The sequence below is a fragment of the Sediminihabitans luteus genome (genome assembly GCF_002797595.1).
GTDB lineage: Bacteria > Actinomycetota > Actinomycetes > Actinomycetales > Cellulomonadaceae > Paraoerskovia > Paraoerskovia lutea.
In genome coordinates this window covers 383,418-401,924 of the sequence record NZ_PGFE01000003.1, presented here as the reverse complement: position 1 = coordinate 401,924, position 18,507 = coordinate 383,418, and the positions used below count along the sequence as shown (strand labels likewise).

Sequence of the window (18,507 nt, the reverse complement as noted above, 5' to 3'; positions counted from 1 at the left end):
CGCCGATGGTACTGCCCTGGAGACGGGGTGGGAGAGTAGGACGCCGCCGGACAACCATTCACCAAAGGCCCACCCCACACGGGGTGGGCCTTTGGCATACCCCCACCCAGGCACCTGGGATGATGGACGCATGAGGATCTCCGCCCGTGCCGACTACGCCATCCGCGCCTCAGCAGAGCTCGCGGCCGCGGCAGGGGATCATGCGGTGACCGCAGAGACGCTGGCCCGCGCGCAGGAGATCCCGCACAAGTTCCTCGAGGGCATCCTCACGGCGTTGCGCAGAGACGGTCTCGTGACCAGCCAGCGCGGCGCCGGCGGAGGCTACTGGCTCGCCGGTCCGCCGGAGGACGTCACCCTCGCCGCGATCATCCGAGCGGTCGATGGCCCCCTCGTCTTCGTTCGCGGCGAGAGGCCGTCCGATCTGACGTACGACGGTGCGGCGTCGTCGCTCCTCCCGGTGTGGGTCGCACTCCGTGCCAACGTGCGCGCCGTGCTCGAGCGGGTGACCCTCGCGGACCTCGTCGCAGGGCGCCTCCCGGTGGATCTCCAGCAGCTCGTCGACGACGACGCCTCGTGGGAGAACCCCTGACCAGGACCGCAAGGCGCCGGCTGGGATCGTCAGCGTCGAGCACGGGTTGAGCACACGCCAACGGCAGTTGTGTGTGCCTTACCCCGTGCTCGGCGGTATCTGTCCCCGTGTTCGGCATGATCGAGTGCCTGAGTGCCTGAGTGCCTGAGTGCCTGAGTGCCTGAGTGCCTGAGTGCCTGAGTGCCTGAGTGCCTGAGTGCCTGAGTGCCTGAGTGCCGGGCGCCGGGCGCCGGGCATCGGGGGGCCGGGGCTTCGGGGTCGACGCCCGGGTGTTGGCAGGGCGTCGGGCGTCAGCGGGAAGCGCCATCCCTCGAATGGCCCAGTACCTGCGTTCGCGTTACACGGTCTCAGAGTGCGGCGTACCCTAGTTTCCTAGTAGGGAACTGGGTAACCTCGCACTGTCGGAGGGGTTCCGGCCATCGTCCTCAAGGAGCGTCATGCGCACTCTCGTCCTGCTCGCACTCGTGGGCCTCGGGGCCCAGCTCGTCGACGGCAGTCTCGGTATGGCGTACGGAGTGACGTCGACGACGCTGCTCCTTGCGATCGGCACCAACCCGGCGGCCGCGTCCGCGACCGTTCACCTCGCGGAGATCGGTACGACGCTCGCGTCGGGGATCTCGCACTGGAAGTTCGGCAACGTCGACTGGAAGGTCGTCCTCAAGATCGGTGTCCCCGGTGCGATCGGAGCGTTCGCCGGCGCGACCTTCCTCTCGTGGCTCTCGACCGACGTCGCGAAGCCCGTGATGTCGCTCATCCTGCTCGGCCTGGGCATCTACATCCTCGCGCGGTTCACGCTCCGCGGCCTGCCCACGGGCAACCTCGGCAAGCCGCTGCGCAAGCGCTTCCTCGGGCCGCTCGGACTCGTCGCCGGCTTCGTCGATGCGACCGGTGGCGGCGGCTGGGGCCCGGTGGGCACTCCGGCGATCCTCGCGAGCGGCCGCCTCGAGCCGCGCAAGGTCATCGGGTCGATCGACACGAGCGAGTTCCTCGTCGCCATCGCCGCAAGCCTCGGATTCCTCGTCGGCCTCGGCGGCGCGGGGGTCGATCTGCGGTGGGCTCTCGCGCTCCTGGCCGGCGGACTCGTGGCAGCGCCGATCGCGGCCTGGCTCGTCCGTCTGGTCCCGCCGCGCGTCCTGGGCTCGGCGGTGGGCGGTGTCATCATCCTGACCAACACCCGCACGCTCCTGCACAGCGACGCGATCGACGCCTCGGGACTCCTGCTCTGGGGCACCTACGCGGTGATCTGGGTCGTCTGGATCGCGGCGGTCACGATCTCGGTGCGCGCACACCTGCGTGAGCGTTCGCTCGCCCCCGAGGCTGCGACGTCGGACCTGGAGAAGTCCTCCCTCACGACCTCCGGTTCGACGCCGGGCGAGCCGCCCGTCGTCGCGACGTCCGGCAGCTGACCTCAGCTCGCTCCCTCCGGGCCCCGCACCACCGACGTGGTGCGGGGCCCGCTGACGTCGTCGCCCGCGCGGGCCGTAGGGAGATCCGGTCGGAGCCCGTGCGGGTTGGGGCCCGTGCGGGTCGTCGCCCGGACGTGTGGTGTCGGGGCGGACCGTCGCCCGGACGCGACGGTGCCCGTGGCGGCGGCGTCGCCGGCGATCCTGTCTGCCGTGGGCACGAGTCGAGGCTCACAGCCGGAATGTCGGGCCTGCCCGAGCGTGGCCCCGCGCGCTCCCGGAGAATGGAGGCACGACGACGAGGTCGGTCCACCGCTCGACGACAGGGATCACCGACCATGACGACGCTCCACCCCATGACCACCGGCACGACGGAGTCCACGCCGCCCTCGTTCGCTCCGCAGGCCTTCGCGCCGCGCTCGGACGTCGCATGGCCGGGAACGACGTCGGCCGCGGGCACTCAGGTCGCCACCCCGCCGTCGTTCGCTCCCCTCTCCGCCGAGCCGTCGTTCATGTCGACCGCGAGCGCCGCCAGCGGCGAGCGCGAGAGCGTCGACGTCTGGAGCACGGGCACGCTGCAGAGCGGGCCGGTGGAGTCCACCGGGCGCCGCGGGCACGGGCTCTGGTGGCTCGGCGTGACGGCGACGTGCGCGGTGCTGCTCGGCGTCGGGTGGACGCTGGGCGCGTCGGTCGGCGCGACGACCAACCAGGAGACGGGGGCGTCCTCGGCGGTCCAGTCGACCGACGGCGGCCAGGGCGGCTCGTCGAGCTGACCGCTGCCGGCGCCCACACGAGCTGAGCGCAGACGGCAGGCCGACGGCGGCCAACCAATGAGCGACGCACCCACCGCCAGGCGTCGACGGGACGGGCCGACCGTGCGTCAGACCCCCACACCTACCGCCACGCGGCGACGGGACGGGCCGACCGTGCGTCAGACCCCCACACCTACCGCCACGCGGCGACGGGCACGTCCGGCCCCGGGGACGAGAACGGCCGGCACCCGAGGGGTGCCGGCCGTCCGTCGTCCGCGGGGTGGGTCAGCCCTTGACCGAGCCCGACATGAGCCCGCCCACGAAGTACTTGCCGAGGATGATGTACACGATCAGCGTCGGCAGCGAGGCGAACAGGGCCCCGGCCATGGAGACGCCGTAGTTCTGGAGCATGGCGCCGTTCGCGAGGTTGTTGAGCGCGAGGGTCACGGGGCCGTTCTGGCTCGAGGAGAAGAACACCGCGAACAGGAAGTCGTTCCACGCCGAGGTGAACTGCCAGATGAGGACGACCACGAAGCTCGGGATCGAGATCGGCAGGATGATCGACCAGTAGGTGCGGAGCATGCCGGCGCCGTCGACGCGGGCTGCCTCGATGAGCTCGTGCGGGATCGTCTGGTAGTAGTTGCGGAAGATCAGCGTCGTGATGGGGATGCCGTAGATGACGTGCAGCAGGATCAGCGACGGGACGCCGCTCGGGATCCCGGCGTCGAGGAAGATCTGCAGCAGCGGGATCATCACGGCCTGGTACGGGATGAACATCCCGAAAAGGATCAGCGTGAAGACGAGGTTCGCGCCGCGGAAGCTCCAGCGCGAGAGCACGAAGCCGTTGAGGGATCCGAGGAACGCCGCGATGATCGAGGCGGGGATGACCATCTCGAACGTGCGCCACAGCGCGGGGGACAGTGCGGTCCACGCGTCCGACCAGTTCTGCGTGGTCCAGGCAGTGGGGAGGTTCCACGCGCGCGTCGGCGACGCGTCGCCCGCACCCTTGAAGCTCGTCACGAAGAGCACGTACACCGGGATCAGGACGAGGAGCACGCCGAGCAGCAGCGCGGCGTAGCGCAGGGTGCGCTTGACGGTGAACTTCTCGCGGCGGCGGTCCGGACGGAGGTCGACGGGGCGGCCGGCGACGTCGGGGGCGGGCACCGGGGTGCTGACGGTCGTCATCACTTCTCCTGACGGTTCGTCTTGATGAGGTACGGCACGACGGCGATCGCGACGATGATCAGCAGGATCGATCCGATCGCTGCGGCGTTGGCGTAGTCGAAGCTCGACTTCGAGACGTACATGTCGACGGCCGGGACCTTGGTCTGGTAGTTCGCGGGCTTCGAGATCGACATGATCAGGTCGAAGGACTTGAGCGACATGTGCCCGATGATGATGAGCGCGGACAGCGCGATGGGCGTGAGCTCGGGGAAGATCACGTAGCGGTAGACCTTCCACTCGCTCGCGCCGTCCATGCGGCCCGCCTCGCGCAGCTCCTCGGGGATGCCGCGGAACCCGGCGAGGAAGAGCGCCATGACGTACCCGGAGAGCTGCCAGATCGCGGGGATCGCGATCGCCGTGATGCCGAAGGTGACGTTGTTCCACCAGTTGTTCTGCAGGAAGTCGAGACCGACCATCTGGAAGAGGCGGTTGAGGCCGCTCGCGCTCTCGTCCTGGTTGGAGTTGAGCAGCCAGCGCCACACGACGCCGGAGGCGACGAACGAGACCGCCATGGGGAACAGGTAGACCGACCGGAAGAAGCCCTCGCCCTTGACGGGCTTGTCGAGCAGCCAGGCCCAGACGAACCCGATGACGAGCGTCCCGACGAGGAACACCGCCGTGTAGAGCACCAGGTTGACCAGCGAGTGCTGGAACGACTCGCTCTTGAGCAGGTCCACGTAGTTCTGGAACCAGACGGTCGAGACGGGCTGGCGCCCGGTCGCCTGTCCCGCGGTGTGGTTGTCGGTGATCGAGGTGCGGAAGTTCGCGCCGATCAGGCCGTAGACGAACACCGCCATGAGGACCAGCGACGGGGCGAGGAGCAGGATCGGCGGACCGAACCTACGGAAGCGATTCTTCATCGGTGTCATTCCTCCCGGGGACCGGGTGTTTCTGGTCTGTGGCTGCGGCCGTCGGGCGACGAGCGGTCGGACGACGGGTGGTCGCCGTCTGGACGGAGGTGTGTCGTCCGGACGGGACGACGGGGGCCGGGCCAGAGGCCCGGCCCCCGTCGTCTCAGGTCAGCTGCCGCTGACTGCCGAGGCGAGCTCGGACTGGTACGTCGCGAGGTCCGACGCGCCGGTGGTGAACTTGCTGGTCGCGTCCGAGACGGCGTTCAGCGTCGCGACGGGCACGGCGGCACCGTGCGCGAGGGAGGAGACGATCGTGTCGCTGCCGAACGACTCGATGGCCGTCTGCTGGTAGTCGCTGAAGTCGGACGTGTCGGCGTTCGTGTTGGCCGGGATCGACCCCTTGGCCTTGTTGAACGCCGCCTGGCCCTCGGGCGAGCCGACGGTCTCGAGCCACGCCTTGGCGCCGCCGGGGTGCGGTGCGCCCACGGGGAGCGTGAACGAGTCGGCGAGGAAGTCGAACGTGCCGTCGGTGCCGGGGACCGGGAAGTACACGTAGTCCGCAGGGGCCGTCTTGCCGGCCTCCTCGAACGCCGCCTCGGCCCAGTCGCCCATGACGTTGAAGCCGGCCTGGCCGTCGATGATCTGCTGGGTCGCGTCGGGCCAGTCGAGGCCGTCACGGTCGGTGTTGGTGTAGCTCATGAGCTTCTCGAAGTCCTCGAGCGCACCGGTGACGTCGTCGCCGGTCCAGTCGGTCGACCCGTCCCACAGGCCCGAGTAGCCCTCGGCGCCGAGGTCGGAGAGCAGCACGGTCTCGAGCAGGTTGACCTGGGTCCAGGTCGTGGCGACCGAGAGCGCGGTCTTGCCCGAGTCCTTGACGGCGTCGAGCGCGGTGAACCAGTCGTCCATCGAGTCGTACGTCGCGGCGGGGTCGAGGCCGGCGTCCTCGAGCACGGTCGGGTTGGCCCAGACGACGTTCGCGCGGTGGATGTTCGACGGGATCGAGTAGATCTTGCCGTCGACCGTGAGGCGGTCGATGAGGTCCTGCGGGAACGCGTCGGTGAGACCGAACTCGTCGTACAGGTCGCTCACGTCCTCGACCTGGCCGGCGTCGATGTAGTCCTGGAGCTCGGCACCGGCGTGCGCCTGGAACGTGTCCGGCGGGTCGTTGGTCTGCAGTCGCGACTGAAGGAGGTCCTTCGCGGCCGAGCCTGCGCCGCCGGCGACGGCGCCGTTGACGAACTCGGTGTCGGGGTGCTGCTCGTTGAAGACGCTCACGAGAGCGTCGAGGCCGGCCTTCTCGGAGCCTGCGGCCCACCAGGTGAAGACCTCGACCTCGCTGGCGTCGCCGCCGCCCGAGCCGTCGGCCGAGCCGGTGTCGTCGGAGTCGCCGCCGCAGGCGGACAGTCCGAGTCCGAGGATGGCGACGCCAGCGAGCGTCGCAGTGAGTCGTGAGTTGACGCGCATCGGTATTCCCTACGCCTTCGTTGCCGTGTGGAGGGAGCCGCCGTGCTGCGTCGCCTGCCCTCGTCGCCAGCACGGGTGGCCGGACGCTCCTGTGCGTCCCTGTTCACCCGTGTTCAGTTAAGGGGGTCTCGTTCTTGGTGTCAAGAAATGAAGACAAGAACTCAGCAATCGTGACTGTTGCGTTACATCGTGGAGGCAACCCGTGGTCCGACCGGGCTGACCCGGGCGGACGGCGCGGGCGTCGTCCGGCACGAACGCGCAGGCAGGCGCGGAATCGGGCTGTGTATCCTGACCGCTGTGCGCACAGACCGGGTGACGCCGGGCTCGCAGACTTCACTTCGTGAGGCCAACCGGGCCCGCCTCGTGGGCGCCGTCCAGCAGCGTGGCTCCCTCACGCAGGTCGAGCTGGCCGGCATCACGGGCCTGTCCCCGGCCAGCGTGTCCAACATCGTCAAGGAGCTCGTCGAGGCCGGCGTGCTCTCGACCGCCCCCTCGACCCGCAGCGGACGACGCGCCCAGCTCGTGACCCTCGCGCGCAACCTCGGGCTCGTGGCGGGCGTGCACATCGGCACGCGCTCGATGCGCGTCGCGCTCGCCGACGCGTCCCTGCAGGTCGTCGGGGAGCAGCGCATGCCGCTCGCGCCCGACCACCGCGCCGACGCCGGGCTCGAACGCGCGGCCATGCTCGTCGAGGAGATGATCGCGGCCGTCGACGGCAGCCCGGGCGAGCTGCTCGGCGTCGGGATCGGCGTGCCCGCGCCCGTCGACGTGCGCACCGGGGAGGTCTCGACCGCCGGGCTCCTGCGCGGCTGGGACGGCGCCGACGTCGCCGCGACCCTCACCGACCTGCTCGCCGTGCCCGTGCGCGTCGACAACGACGCCAACCTCGGCGCGCTCGCCGAGGCCCGCCACGGTGCAGGAGCCGGGCACGACCCCGTCGCGTACGTCCGGGTCTCGCACGGGGTCGGCGGCGGGATCGTGCTCGGCGGCTCGCTGCTGCACGGGCGCGGCGGCGCCGCGGGCGAGATCGGCCACGTGACCATCGACGAGAACGGCCCGGTCTGCCGGTGCGGCAACCGCGGCTGCCTCGAGACGTTCGTCGGCGCCCCCGTGCTGCTGCACATGCTCGCCGCGAGCCACGGGCACCTCACCCTGCGCGACGTCATCATGCGCGCCCGCGACGGCGACGCCGGCAGCCGGCGCGTGCTGTTCGACGCGGGCCAGCACCTCGGCGTCGCCGCCGCGAACCTGTGCAACATCGTCGACCCCGAGATCGTCGTGATCGGCGGGCAGCTCGCCGAGGCGGGCGAGCTGCTGCTCGGGCCCCTGCGCACCGCGCTCGAGCAGCGCACCGTGCCGAGCGTGAGCGGGCCGCCGCAGGTCGTCGCCTCGCAGTTCGGGGCGAGCGCCGAGGTGCGCGGGGCGCTCGCCGCCGCGCTCGACGCCGCGCGCAGCGCGGGCGCGCTCGGGGTGGGATCGTGAGGGCGGCGCGCCGGGCGTCCGCGCTCGGGGGCGTCCTCGCGGGCGTGCTCGTCCTCGCGGGCTGCAGCGGCCCCGACGCCTCGGGCGTCACGCCCGCGCCCGACGAGCCCGGCGCGGGGACCATCGGCCTGCTGCTGCCCGAGTCCAAGACCGCCCGGTACGAGGCCACCGACAGGCCCGCGTTCGAGTCCGTCGTCGGGCAGCGGTGCGAGGCGTGCACGGTGCTCGCGGCCAACGCCGACCAGGACGCCGCGGTCCAGCAGGAGCAGGCCGAGTCGATGATCGCGCGCGGCGTCGACCTGCTCGTGCTCGACGCGGTCGACACCGTCGCCGCGACGAGCATCGTCGACGCGGCCGAGCGGCACGGCATCCCCGTGGTCGCGTACGACCGGTACATCGACGACCCCGCGGTCGACTACTACGTGTCCTTCGACTCCGAGCTCGTCGGCTACCTGCAGGGCGAGGCCGTGCTCGCGGAGCTCGAGGCCGAGCCCGCGCGCGAGGACGGCCACGGTCCCGGCGTGCTGCTCGTCGGCGGCTCGTCGACCGACCCGAACTCGGCCCGGCTCGCCGCCGGGGCGCACCGCGCGCTCGACGGCGCCAAGGTGCACGGAAGGCTCGTCGAGATCCTCGGCGAGTACGCGACCCCCGACTGGAGCCCCGACAAGGCCCAGGAGTGGGTCGCCGGCCAGGTCACGCAGTTCGGCAGCCGCGTCGACGCGGTCGTCGCCGCGAACGACGGCACCGCAGGCGGGGCCATCGCCGCGCTGCGCGCCGCCGGCCGCGTGCCCGTCCCGCCCGTGACCGGGCAGGACGCCGAGCTCGCCGCCGTGCAGCGCGTCGTCGCAGGCGACCAGCTCATGACCGTGCACAAGGCGTTCGAGCAGCAGGCCCGCACCGCGGCCGAGCTCGCCGTGCGGGTCGTGCGCGGCGAGGACCCGGTCGCGCCCGGCGTGATCGGCGGCATCAAGAGCTTCGTGCTCGCACCCACGTCCGTCGAGCGCGACGACGTCGAACGCGTGATCGTGGACGGGCGCGTGCACACCACCGAGCAGATCTGCACCGACCCGTACCTCGCGGCCTGCCGCGACCTCGGGCTCGTCGAGGAGGACGACGCATGACATCCCCCGTCCTGGAGCTCTCCCGGGTCTCCAAGAGCTTCGGCGCCGCGCGCGCCCTGATCGACGTCGACCTCGCGGTGCACCCGCGCGAGGTCGTGGCCGTCGTCGGCGACAACGGGGCGGGCAAGTCGACGCTCGCGGGCGTCCTCGCGGGGGTCTACCCGCCCGACGCGGGCGAGATGCGCGTCGACGGCGAGCCCGTGCGGTTCGCGGACCCCGGGGCAGCCCGCGCGCGCGGCATCGCGACCGTTTTCCAGGAGCTCGCGCTGTGCGACAACCTCGACGTCGTCGAGAACCTGTTCCTCGGGCACGAGCCCGTGCGCGGCGCGCTGCTCGACGAGATCGCCATGGAGCGCCGCGCGTGGGAGCTGCTCGACCAGCTCGGCGCGAGCGTCCCGTCGGTGCGCGTGCCCGTCGCGGCGCTCACCGGGGGCCAGCGCCGCACCGTCGCGATCGCGCGCGGGCTGCTCGGGGACCCGCGCGTCGTCGTGCTCGACGAGCCCACCGCCTCGCTCGGGATCCGGCAGACCGCCGAGCTGCTCAACCTCGTCGAACGACTCCGGGAACGAGGCCACTCGGTCGTGTTCGTCAGCCACGCGACGTCCGACGTCCAGGCCGTGGCCGACCGGATCGTCGTGCTGCGGCTGGGGCGCGTCAACGGCGAGTTCGAGGCCGACGCCGCGACGTCCGAGGACCTCCTCGCGGCCATGACGGGCGCCCGGCCCGTGCGGCGCGGAGGCGGGCGATGAAGGCCGACCGGGCCCCGCTGCCCACCCCCGGCGACGTCCTGCGGCGCATGCGCGAGGGCGAGCTCACGCTCCTGCCCATCGCCGCGGCGCTCGTGGTCATCTGGATCGGGTTCGGCCTCGCCAACCCCACGTTCTGGTCGAGCGAGAACCTCGTCAACCTGAGCCTGCAGAGCGTCTCGACCGGCGTCATCGCGCTCGGCGTCGTGATCGTGCTGCTCGTCGGGCAGATCGACCTCTCGGTCGGGTCCGTCAGCGGGGTCGCGGCGGCCGTGGTCGCCGCGGGCGCCGTCAACGGCGGGTGGCCCCTGTGGGTCGGGGTGCTCGTCGCGATCGCGGTCGGCGTCGTGGTCGGGCTCGTGCTCGGGATCGCCGTGACCCGGCTCGGGCTGCCGAGCTTCGTGCTGACCCTCGCGGCGCTGCTCGTGCTCGCCGGGGTGCAGGTGCGGATCCTCGAGCCCGCCGGGTCGGTCAACATCCCGTTCGACTCGTGGCTCGTGAAGTTCTGCCAGGCGTGGTTCCTGCCCACCTGGTTCGCGTGGAGCGTCGTGGTCGTGGTCGTCGTCGGGTTCGCCGCGACGCGCTGGTCGGACCGCCGACGCCGCCGCGCCGCCGACCTCCCGTACGCGTCGACCGCCACGACCGCGCTGCACGTCGGCACGCTCGCCGCGGTGCTCTGCACGGTCGTCGCGGTGCTCGGCGGGGCACGCGGCGTCGGCTACTCGGTCGTGCTGTTCGTCGTGCTCGTCGCCGTCGCCGACGTGCTGCTGCGCCGCACCCGCTGGGGCCGCGCCGTCCACGCGATCGGCGGCAACCGCCGCGCCGCGGTGCTCGCCGGGCTGCCCGTGCGCCGCACCGTCGTCTCGGCGTTCGTCGCCTGCTCGGCGCTCGCGGCGCTCGGCGGCGTGCTCGCCGCGGGGCGCCTCGCCGCCGCCAACCAGGAGACCGGCGGCGGCGACATCTTCCTCACCGCGATCGCCGCGGCCGTGATCGGCGGCACGAGCCTGTTCGGCGGGCGCGGGCGCGCCTGGTCGGCGCTGCTCGGCGTGCTCGTGATCCAGTCGATCTCGAACGGCCTCACGCTGCTCGACCTCGACACCGCGACCCGGTCCATCGTCACGGGTGCGGTGCTCGCGCTGGCCATCACGATCGACACCGTCGTGCGCGGGCGCCGACCCGAGTAGCGGACGCGCCCCCCGCCCGACGTACGGTGGGGCGATGACGACGCACGACGACGCCGCCGGGCTCGGCCCGGCCTGGCGCAGCACCCAGGTCCGCGGACTCCTCGAGTTCGGCGCCGGCTCCCTCCTGCCGGACGGCGGGGCGGGTTGGCTCGACGACGACGGCGGCCTCGACCCCGCGCAGCCCGTGCACACCTGGATCACGAGCCGCATGGCGCACACCTTCGCGCTCGGCGCGCTGCTCGGGGTGGACGGCAGCACGGACCGGGCGGCCCGTGCGCTCGCCGGGCTGACCGGCGTCCTGCACGACGACGCGCACGGCGGCTGGTACGCCGCGCGCGGCGTCCCCGGGGCGGGAGAGTCGGGCACGGACGACGGCACCAAGGCCGCGTACGCGCACGCATTCGTCGTGCTCGCGGCCTCGACCGGCAGCGTCGCCGGGATCCCGGGCGCGCGCGAGCTGCTCGCCGAGGCGCTCACGACGCTCGACGAGCGGTTCTGGGAGGCCGACCCCGGGCTCCTGCTCGACGCCTGGGACGAAGGGTTCACCACGGCGTCCGACTACCGCGGGGTCAACGCCAACATGCACGGCGTCGAGGCCATGCTCGCCGCGTACGACGCGACCGACGACGCGCGCTGGCTCGACCGCGCCGCCGGCGTCGGCGACCGCGTCGTCGCGTGGGCCGAGGGCAACGACTGGCGCATCCCCGAGCACTTCACCGCGACCTGGGAGCCCGACCTCGAGCACCACGCCGACCAGCCCGACGACCAGTTCACCCCCTACGGCGCGACGCCCGGCCACGGGTTCGAGTGGGCGCGTCTGCTGCTGCAGACCGACGTCGCGGCCGGCACTCCTGGACGCCGCACCGACGCGGCGGTCGCGCTGTTCGAGCGCGCGCTCGCCGACGGCTGGGACGCCGAGCACGGCGGGTTCGTCTACACGACCGACTGGTCCGGGACGCCCGTGGTCGCGCGGCGCTTCCACTGGGTCGCCGCCGAGGCCGTCGCCGCCGCGTCCGTGCTCGCGACCGTGACCGGCGAGGAGCGCTACGCCGCGCTCGTCGACGCCTGGTGGGCGTGGATCGACGCCGTGCTCGTCGACGCCGAGCGCGGGTCGTGGCGCCACGAGCTCGACGCCGACAACCAGCCCGCGGCCGACGTGTGGCGCGGCAAGCCCGACGTCTACCACGCGGTGCAGGCGCTGCTCGTCGCCGACCTGCCGCTGCGCGGGAGCTTCGCCGCGTCGGCGCGCGACGGCGCGGGCGCCTGGGACTGACGCGCCCGACGCCTACGCCGGGTAGACCTGCACCTCGGCAGCCTTGACCACGAACCACACCCGGTCGCCCGGCGCGAGGCCCAGGTCGGCGACGGCGGCGGGGGTCAGGTCGGCGGCGAGGGACGGGGCGGGGTGTTGCGGTGCGGGATCCTGCGGTGCGGGGTCCTGTGGGGCGGCCTCCTGCGGTGTGGCGTCCGACGGGGCGCGGGGCGCGGACGGGACGGGCCCGACGGCGTCCGCGGGGACGGTGGTTGCCGGCCCGGCGGCGTCCGCGGGGGAGGTGGTTGCCGGCCCGACAGCGTCCGCGGGGACGGTGGTTGCCGGCCCGGCGACGTCCGACGGGGCGATGGTCTCGTCATGCACGAGCTCGGCGCGCACGCGCACGAGCGACAGGTGCGGCTCGAGGGCCACGACGCGGACGGGCAGCACGTTGCGCGGGCTCCCGTGCGGGCGCTCGCGGTGCACGGCGACGGCCGCGGGCGAGAACACCGCGACCGCGGGGGCGCCGTCGTCGACCCTCCCCGTCCCGACGAGGGTTCCGCCGCCACCCCCGGCCCTGCCGCCACTCCCACGGCCGAACGCAACGTTCTGCACCAGATCTGTCGTCTCAGCGTGCGCAACGTTGCGTTCGGCGGTGGGGCTGGTGGGTCCGGTGGGGCTGGTGGGCCGGGTGGGGCTGGTGGGCTCGGTGGCGGTGCCCGTCAGGAGGTTGACGCCCGCGAGGCGGGCCGCGAACGCCGAGCGCGGTCGGGTCAGGAGCTCGCGCGCGGGGGCGTCCTCGACGACGCGACCGTGGTCGAGGACGACGGCCCGGTCGGCCAGGAGCAGCACGTCGAGCAGGTCGTGGGTGACTAGGAGCGTCGTGCGGGGTCGCGCCGCCTGCGCGGCCTGCAGCGTGGCGCGCACCGCCTGCGCGACCTCGACGTCGAGCGACGCGAGCGGCTCGTCGAGCAGCACGACACGCGGGTCCGTCGCAAGGGCTCGCGCGATCGCGACCCGCTGCGCCTGCCCGCCCGAGAGCGCCCCGGGTCGGCGGTCCGTGAGGTGCTCCGCGCCGACCGCGACGAGCGCCTCGCGGGCGGCGGCACGTGCCTCGCGCCGGCTCGCACCCCGGGCCCGCGGCCCGAAAGCGACGTTGTCGAGCACGCGCAGGTGGTCGAGCAGCAACGGGCGCTGGCTGAGCCACGCGACCCGGCGGCGGTGCGGGGCGGACGGCGGGGCGGCGCCGTCGAGCACGAGCCGCACGTCGTCGTGGCGGGACCGGGGGAGCACGCCCGCGACCGCCTGCAGCAGCGTCGACTTCCCGGCGCCGTTGGGTCCGAGCACCGCGACGACCTCGCCCGGCGCGACGTCGAGGTGCACGACGACGTCGCGGCCGGGGACGCGCACCTTGACCCGCAGCGCGGTCGGGGCAGGGGTCGGAGCGGGAGCCGGAGCCGGAGCCGGAGCAGGGGCGGAGCCACGGGTCGGGACGGCGCTCGACGCGCGGTGCGGGTGCGGCACGTTGCTCGGGCGGGTGCCGACGGCGTCATCCTCGTCCGTGCCCGGACGCCGCCCCCGTGCGTCCGCCCGCTCGCTCGCCCGTCCGCTCGCCCGTCCGCTCGCCCGTCCGCTCGCCGGGGTGCCTCGCCCCGACGGCCCGCGCCCGTGCACGCCCGCCGTGATGACGACCGCGACCAGCACGAGCAGCAGTGACAGCGCGATCGCGGCGTCCGGGTCGGCGCTGCGCTGCAGGTAGATCTCGAGCGGCAGCGTCTGCGTGACGCCCTGGAGCGCGCCGGCGAACGTGATGGTCGCGCCGAACTCGCCGAGCGCGCGCGCGAACGCGAGCACCGCACCGCTCGCGAGCCCGGGCAGCACGCGCGGCAGCGTGACCCGGCGCAGCACCGTGGTGGGTCGGGCGCCGAGGGTCGCGGCGACGTCCTCGTAGCGCGTGTCGTGCGTGCGCAGGGCGCCCTCGAGCGAGAGCACGAGGAACGGCAGCGCCACGAACGTCTGCGCCATGACCACCGCGGCGGTCGTGAACGCGATCTCGACGCCCAGCACCTCGAGGTGCTCGCCGATCAGCCCGCGGCGACCGAACGTGTGCAGCAGCGCGAGCCCGCCGACGACGGGCGGCAGCACGAGCGGCAGCAGCACGAGCGAGCGCACGAGCCGCTGCCCGGGGAACGTGGTCCGGGCGAGCACGAGCGCCATCGGCGCCCCGAGCAGCACGCACAGCGCGGTCGCGACGAGCGCCGTGCGCAGCGACAGCCCGAGCGCTGCACCTGCCGTGGGCGAGGTCAGCAGGGACCAGAGCCGCGCCAGGCCACCGTGGCCGGTTGCGTCGTCCGACAGGTCGAGCCGGGCGACCATCGCGACCACCGGGACGACGACGAACAGCGCCCCGAGCAGCGCGGGCGCGACGACCCAGCGGGGCAGGCCGCGCATCAGGGACGCCGGGTCGCGGGGCGCACGGGTGCAGGGCACCAGGACGTGGCGCGCGGTCGCGCCGAGGGCCACGTCACGGCGCGCCGAACCCGTCCGCGGCGAGGGCCTCGCGGCCGACGGTGCCCGTCACGAGCGCGACGAACTCGCCCGCGAGCGCGGCGTCGTCGGCGGTCGGCAGGAGCGCGATCGGGTAGCGGTTGACGACGTCGGCGGTCTCGGGCGTGGGGACGACGCGCACGTCGTCGCCCGCGAGCGCGGCGTCGGTGCCGTAGACGACGCCCGCGTCGGCCTCGCCCGAGGTGACCTTGGCGAGCACGTCGGTCACGGACGCCTCCTCGCTCACGGCGTGGACCTCGCCCGCGGACGCTTCGACCTGCGCGGTCGCGGTGCCGCACGGGACCGCGACGGCGCAGATCACGACCTTGGCGTCGGGGTCGGCGAGGTCGGTCCAGCCGGTGATGCCTGCCGGGTTGTCGGGCGGCACGACCACGACGAGCGCGTTCGACGCGAACAGGGTCGGCTGCTCGGCGTCGCCCGCGTCGACGACGCGCGCCATGGTCGCCTCGTCGGCGGTCGCGAGGACGTCGGCCGGAGCGCCGGCGAGCACCTGGTCGGCGAGGTCGTTCGACCCCGCGAACGACAGCCGGACCGTGACGCCCGGGTGCGTGTCCTCGAACTCGTCGCCGAGCTCGGTGAAGACGTCGCGCAGCGACGCCGCGGCGAGCACGGTCAGGGTGCGGTCGGCGGGGCCCGCGGTCGCGGTCGCCGGGGTGTCGGACGACGTCGCGCACCCCGCGAGGGTGAGCGCGAGCAAGGCAGCGGCGGGCAAGGTCGCGGTAGTCCCGGCGGCGGCGCGGCGCGCCGACCTCCGGTGGGGCGGGGCGGACCGGGGCCGGCTCATGCGGCACCGCCCGGGGTCTCGACGATCACGGTCGTGGCCTTGACGACCGCGACCGCGAGGCTGCCGGGCACGAGGCCGAGCTCGTGCACGGCCTCGGTGCTCATGAGCGACACGACGCGCTGCCTGCCGCACACCATCTCGACCTGCGACATCACGCGGTCGGACTCGACGGCCGTCACGATGCCGACGAACCGGTTGCGTGCCGATCGGGCGATCCCGGACGGGTCGGGGGTCGCGGCGGTCTGCGCGGCCGCGTACGCGGCGAGGTCGGCGCCGTCCACGGCGAGGCGCCCGGCGGCGTCCTTGGCGGCGGGGAGCGTCCCGACGTCGACCCAGCGGCGGACGGTGTCGTCACTGACCCCGAGGAGGCTCGCGGCTTCGCTGATGCGGTACGTGGGGCGGTTGTCAGACCGTGGCTCCGGCATGGTCGGAAGTCTAGCAACGCACCTGCGGTTCTGGGAGGGTCGCGTTCCCCTGGCCCGTGTGCGTCACGTTCTGGCCCCTTCCTGGCCGCAGGAACGGGCCAGAAGGTGACGCTCGGGGGCGCGCGGTGGCGGGTGCGGGCGCGAGGGGACGCCTGCGGGCCTGCGGGGCGGCGGGACAGGGCCGGAACGTGACGCTCGCGCCGTGGCGACCCGCCGCTACGGTGGGCGCATGAGCACCCGCGCGCACGTCGTGACCGTCTCGGACCGCTGCTCGCGCGGCGAGGCCGCGGACCGCAGCGGCCCGATCCTCGTCGAGGGCCTGCGCGCGGCGGGGTTCACGGTGACGCACACCCTCGTGCCGGACGGCGTCACCGCGGTCCGCGATGCCCTGGCCGATGCCCTGGCCGGGGGAGCGCGCGTGGTGCTCACCACCGGGGGCACGGGCGTGACGCCGAGGGACCTGACACCTGAGGGCACGCGCGAGCTGCTCGTGGCGGAGCTGCCCGGGGTCGCCGAGGCGATTCGCCGACGGGGCGCCGAGCACGTGCCGACCGCGGTGCTCTCGCGCGGGCTCGCGGGCATCGCCGTGGCGCCGCCCGTGTCCCTGCCCGCCGGAGCGCCGCAGCGGGCGGTCGTCGTGAACCTGCCCGGGTCGACCGGTGGGGTTCGCGACGGGCTCGACGTGCTGCTCCCGCTGCTGCCGCACCTGGTCGCGCAGCTCGATGGCAGCGACCACTGACCCGCGGACCACTGACTGCCCGACGACCGGCTGCCCGACACCGGCTGCCCGACCACCCGCCGCGTCGCCCGTACGGACCCCGGCCCGCGTCGTCCGACACTGACGTGGGGGCGCCGAGATAGAGCTGAGCGCGCGAGATTGAACGTCCGACGTTCTATCTCGCGCGCTCAGTTCTACTTCGGCGACGGTGGGTGCGACGGTGGGTGGGACGGCGACGCTGGGCGGGCTGGCGAGGGCGCGGGGGCCGGGAAGAGCTGGTGCGGGCGGCCGCGGCCCGTCCAGCCGAGGAGGTTGAACCGGCCGCCGCGCGTCGCCTCGACCGTCCCGGCAGCAGGACCATCGCCAGCCGGACCGCCGGCAGCCGGACCGCCGCCAGCAGGAGCAACAACTGCAGGACCGGCGCCCGGGGGAGCGGCGGCCCCCATGCCCGGCCCGCCGTCCTCGTCGAGCGAGCAGCCGAGCTCGGCGAGCGCCTGCGCGGACGCGGCGTACGCCTCGGGGATCACGTTGCGGTCGGCGTAGTCGGCCTTGGTCAGCAGCTGGTGCAACTCCGTGAGCTCGCCCGGGTCGAGGCCGACCGCACGGGCCACGGCCGGGTCGGGGCCGCCGCGCCGTCCGCGCGCAGGCCGGGCGGACGTCGTCGGCCCGGGACTTGCCGCACCCGACGCACCAGCACCCGACGCGCCAGCACCGGAGGACCCCGACGACCCCGACGACCCTGCAGTGACCGCGCGCACCGCGGCGAGCCGCCGCAGCACCTCGGTCACGGGCTCGCGCGCGCCCGCGGCGAACATCTCGGCGAGGTAGTCGACCGGGCCCGCGAGCTGCTCGAACGCGGCGGCGAGGGTTGCGAAGTCCTCGCCGTCGGCGCCCGTCGCGGCGACGACGTCGACCACGGGCGACAGCGGCGGCACGTACCAGACCATGGGGAGCGTGCGGTACTCGGGGTGCAGGGGCAGCGCGACGCGGAACCTCGACACGAGCTGCCAGATCGGCGACCACTGCGCGGCCATGACCCACTCCTCGGGGATCCCCGACCGCTCGGCCGCGGCGACGACGTCGGGGTCGTTCGGGTCGAGGATCACGTCGCGCTGCGCGTCGAGGAGGTCGTGCGGGTCGGCGACGGCCGCGGCGGCCTCGACCTTGTCGGCGTCGTACAGCACGAGCCCGATGTACCGCAGCCGCCCCACGCAGGTGTCGGAGCACAGCGTCGGCTCGCCCGCCTCGATGCGCTCGACGCACAGCGTGCACTTGGTCGCCTTGCCCGTCACGGGGTTGAGGTAGACCTTCTTGTACGGGCACGCGGGCACGCACCGTGCCCAGCCGCGGCACACGTGCTGGTCGACGAGCACGATCCCGTCCTCGACGCGCTTGTACATCGCGCCCGACGGGCACGCGGCGACGCACGCCGGGTTGAGGCAGTGCTCGCACAACCGGGGGAGGTAGAACGAGAACGTCTCGGCCAGGTCGGCCGTGACGTGCTCCGACAGGTGGGCCAGCACCGCGTCGTCCGCGACCGAGTCGCGCGGCGCGGGCGAGCGGACGGGCTCGGGGCCCCGGGCCCCGCCCATGGTCTCGGGTGCGGGCCCCGCGACGCGCGACCGCAGCGCCTCCGCGACCGGGTCGTCGTACGCGGCGAGCACGGGCGTCCCGGGCGCCGCGAAGATCTGGGCGAGCGACGCGAGCCGTCCGCCGCCACGCGGGCGCAGGGTGCCGGACGACGCGCGCACCCACCCGGCGCCCGTGGCCTCGCGCTCGTCCCAGGCGTGCGGGTAGCCGCGCCCGGGCCGGGTCTCGACGTTGTTGAACCACGCGTACTCGAGGCCCTCGGCGGTCGACTGCACCTGCTTGCACGCGACCGAGCACGTGTGGCACCCGATGCAGCGGTCGAGGTGCATGACCATCGCCATCTGCGCCATGACC

General features: G+C 73.8%; 16 protein-coding genes. 9 read left to right on the top strand and 7 right to left on the bottom strand.

The features are described 5' to 3' along the window. Positions 1 to 130 precede the first annotated feature (130 nt). From CLV28_RS11520 to CLV28_RS11510, 3 genes are all read left to right on the top strand, one after another. Positions 131 to 589: an RrF2 family transcriptional regulator gene (locus CLV28_RS11520; protein ID WP_100423440.1), complete on the top strand. Its 459-nt coding sequence runs from the start codon at positions 131 to 133 to the stop codon at positions 587 to 589. Between the two features lie 437 nt (positions 590 to 1,026). Continuing rightward, positions 1,027 to 1,995, top strand: a complete 969-nt coding sequence (locus CLV28_RS11515) for a sulfite exporter TauE/SafE family protein (protein WP_100423439.1) — start codon at positions 1,027 to 1,029, stop codon at positions 1,993 to 1,995. Between the two features lie 353 nt (positions 1,996 to 2,348). Continuing rightward, the gene (locus tag CLV28_RS11510; protein WP_157802621.1) at positions 2,349 to 2,765 is read left to right on the top strand and encodes a hypothetical protein; all 417 of its coding nucleotides are present in this window, start codon (positions 2,349 to 2,351) and stop codon (positions 2,763 to 2,765) included. 264 nt (positions 2,766 to 3,029) lie between these two features. Here CLV28_RS11510 and CLV28_RS11505 read toward each other — a convergent pair whose 3' ends face one another. The 3 genes from CLV28_RS11505 to CLV28_RS11495 all read right to left on the bottom strand — a co-directional run bounded on the left by CLV28_RS11505 (position 3,030) and on the right by CLV28_RS11495 (position 6,283). Further along, a complete protein-coding gene (locus tag CLV28_RS11505; protein ID WP_100423437.1) occupies positions 3,030 to 3,929 on the bottom strand; it encodes a carbohydrate ABC transporter permease in 900 nt (299 codons plus the stop codon). After that, the gene (locus CLV28_RS11500; protein ID WP_100423436.1) at positions 3,929 to 4,828 is read right to left on the bottom strand and encodes a carbohydrate ABC transporter permease; all 900 of its coding nucleotides are present in this window, start codon (positions 4,826 to 4,828) and stop codon (positions 3,929 to 3,931) included. The genes CLV28_RS11505 and CLV28_RS11500 overlap by 1 nt, the downstream gene beginning before the upstream one ends. Before the next feature lie 159 nt (positions 4,829 to 4,987). Beyond that, positions 4,988 to 6,283 carry an ABC transporter substrate-binding protein gene (locus CLV28_RS11495; RefSeq protein ID WP_100423435.1) on the bottom strand — a complete coding sequence of 432 codons (1,296 nt, stop codon included), beginning with the start codon at positions 6,281 to 6,283 and terminating at the stop codon, positions 4,988 to 4,990. Positions 6,284 to 6,580: 297 nt separating this feature from the next. Between CLV28_RS11495 and CLV28_RS11490 the strand changes: the two genes are divergently transcribed. From CLV28_RS11490 to CLV28_RS11470, 5 genes are read left to right on the top strand one after another with little or no spacing between them, the layout of a single operon-like run. After that, a complete protein-coding gene (locus CLV28_RS11490) occupies positions 6,581 to 7,765 on the top strand; it encodes an ROK family transcriptional regulator (RefSeq protein ID WP_100423434.1) in 1,185 nt (394 codons plus the stop codon). Further along, positions 7,762 to 8,886, top strand: a complete 1,125-nt coding sequence (locus CLV28_RS11485; protein WP_157802620.1) for a substrate-binding domain-containing protein — start codon at positions 7,762 to 7,764, stop codon at positions 8,884 to 8,886. The genes CLV28_RS11490 and CLV28_RS11485 overlap by 4 nt, the downstream gene beginning before the upstream one ends. After that, the gene (locus tag CLV28_RS11480; RefSeq protein WP_100423432.1) at positions 8,883 to 9,635 is read left to right on the top strand and encodes an ATP-binding cassette domain-containing protein; all 753 of its coding nucleotides are present in this window, start codon (positions 8,883 to 8,885) and stop codon (positions 9,633 to 9,635) included. Before CLV28_RS11485 ends, CLV28_RS11480 begins: the two co-directional genes overlap by 4 nt. Next, positions 9,632 to 10,816, top strand: a complete 1,185-nt coding sequence (locus CLV28_RS11475; RefSeq protein WP_100423431.1) for an ABC transporter permease subunit — start codon at positions 9,632 to 9,634, stop codon at positions 10,814 to 10,816. Before CLV28_RS11480 ends, CLV28_RS11475 begins: the two co-directional genes overlap by 4 nt. A 34-nt stretch (positions 10,817 to 10,850) precedes the next feature. Then, positions 10,851 to 12,089 (top strand): AGE family epimerase/isomerase, encoded by a 1,239-nt coding sequence (locus CLV28_RS11470; RefSeq protein WP_100423430.1) that lies wholly within the window; start codon positions 10,851 to 10,853, stop codon positions 12,087 to 12,089. Between the two features lie 12 nt (positions 12,090 to 12,101). Here CLV28_RS11470 and CLV28_RS16290 read toward each other — a convergent pair whose 3' ends face one another. From CLV28_RS16290 to CLV28_RS11450, 3 genes are all read right to left on the bottom strand, one after another. Then, on the bottom strand, positions 12,102 to 14,519 hold the full coding sequence (locus tag CLV28_RS16290; protein ID WP_203968055.1) for an ABC transporter permease: 2,418 nt from the start codon (positions 14,517 to 14,519) through the stop codon (positions 12,102 to 12,104). Positions 14,520 to 14,592: 73 nt separating this feature from the next. Next, on the bottom strand, positions 14,593 to 15,348 hold the full coding sequence (gene modA, locus CLV28_RS11455) for a molybdate ABC transporter substrate-binding protein (RefSeq protein WP_244900157.1): 756 nt from the start codon (positions 15,346 to 15,348) through the stop codon (positions 14,593 to 14,595). Positions 15,349 to 15,416: 68 nt separating this feature from the next. After that, positions 15,417 to 15,845, bottom strand: a complete 429-nt coding sequence (locus tag CLV28_RS11450; RefSeq protein ID WP_100423428.1) for a TOBE domain-containing protein — start codon at positions 15,843 to 15,845, stop codon at positions 15,417 to 15,419. Between the two features lie 229 nt (positions 15,846 to 16,074). On the opposite strand from CLV28_RS11450, the gene CLV28_RS11445 reads away from it, so the two are divergent. Then, positions 16,075 to 16,584, top strand: a complete 510-nt coding sequence (locus CLV28_RS11445) for a MogA/MoaB family molybdenum cofactor biosynthesis protein (protein WP_100423495.1) — start codon at positions 16,075 to 16,077, stop codon at positions 16,582 to 16,584. A gap of 173 nt (positions 16,585 to 16,757) precedes the next feature. Here CLV28_RS11445 and CLV28_RS11440 read toward each other — a convergent pair whose 3' ends face one another. Continuing rightward, complete coding sequence (locus CLV28_RS11440; RefSeq protein ID WP_308440368.1) at positions 16,758 to 18,503, bottom strand: 4Fe-4S dicluster domain-containing protein; 1,746 nt, start codon at positions 18,501 to 18,503, stop codon at positions 16,758 to 16,760. Positions 18,504 to 18,507 lie beyond the last annotated feature (4 nt).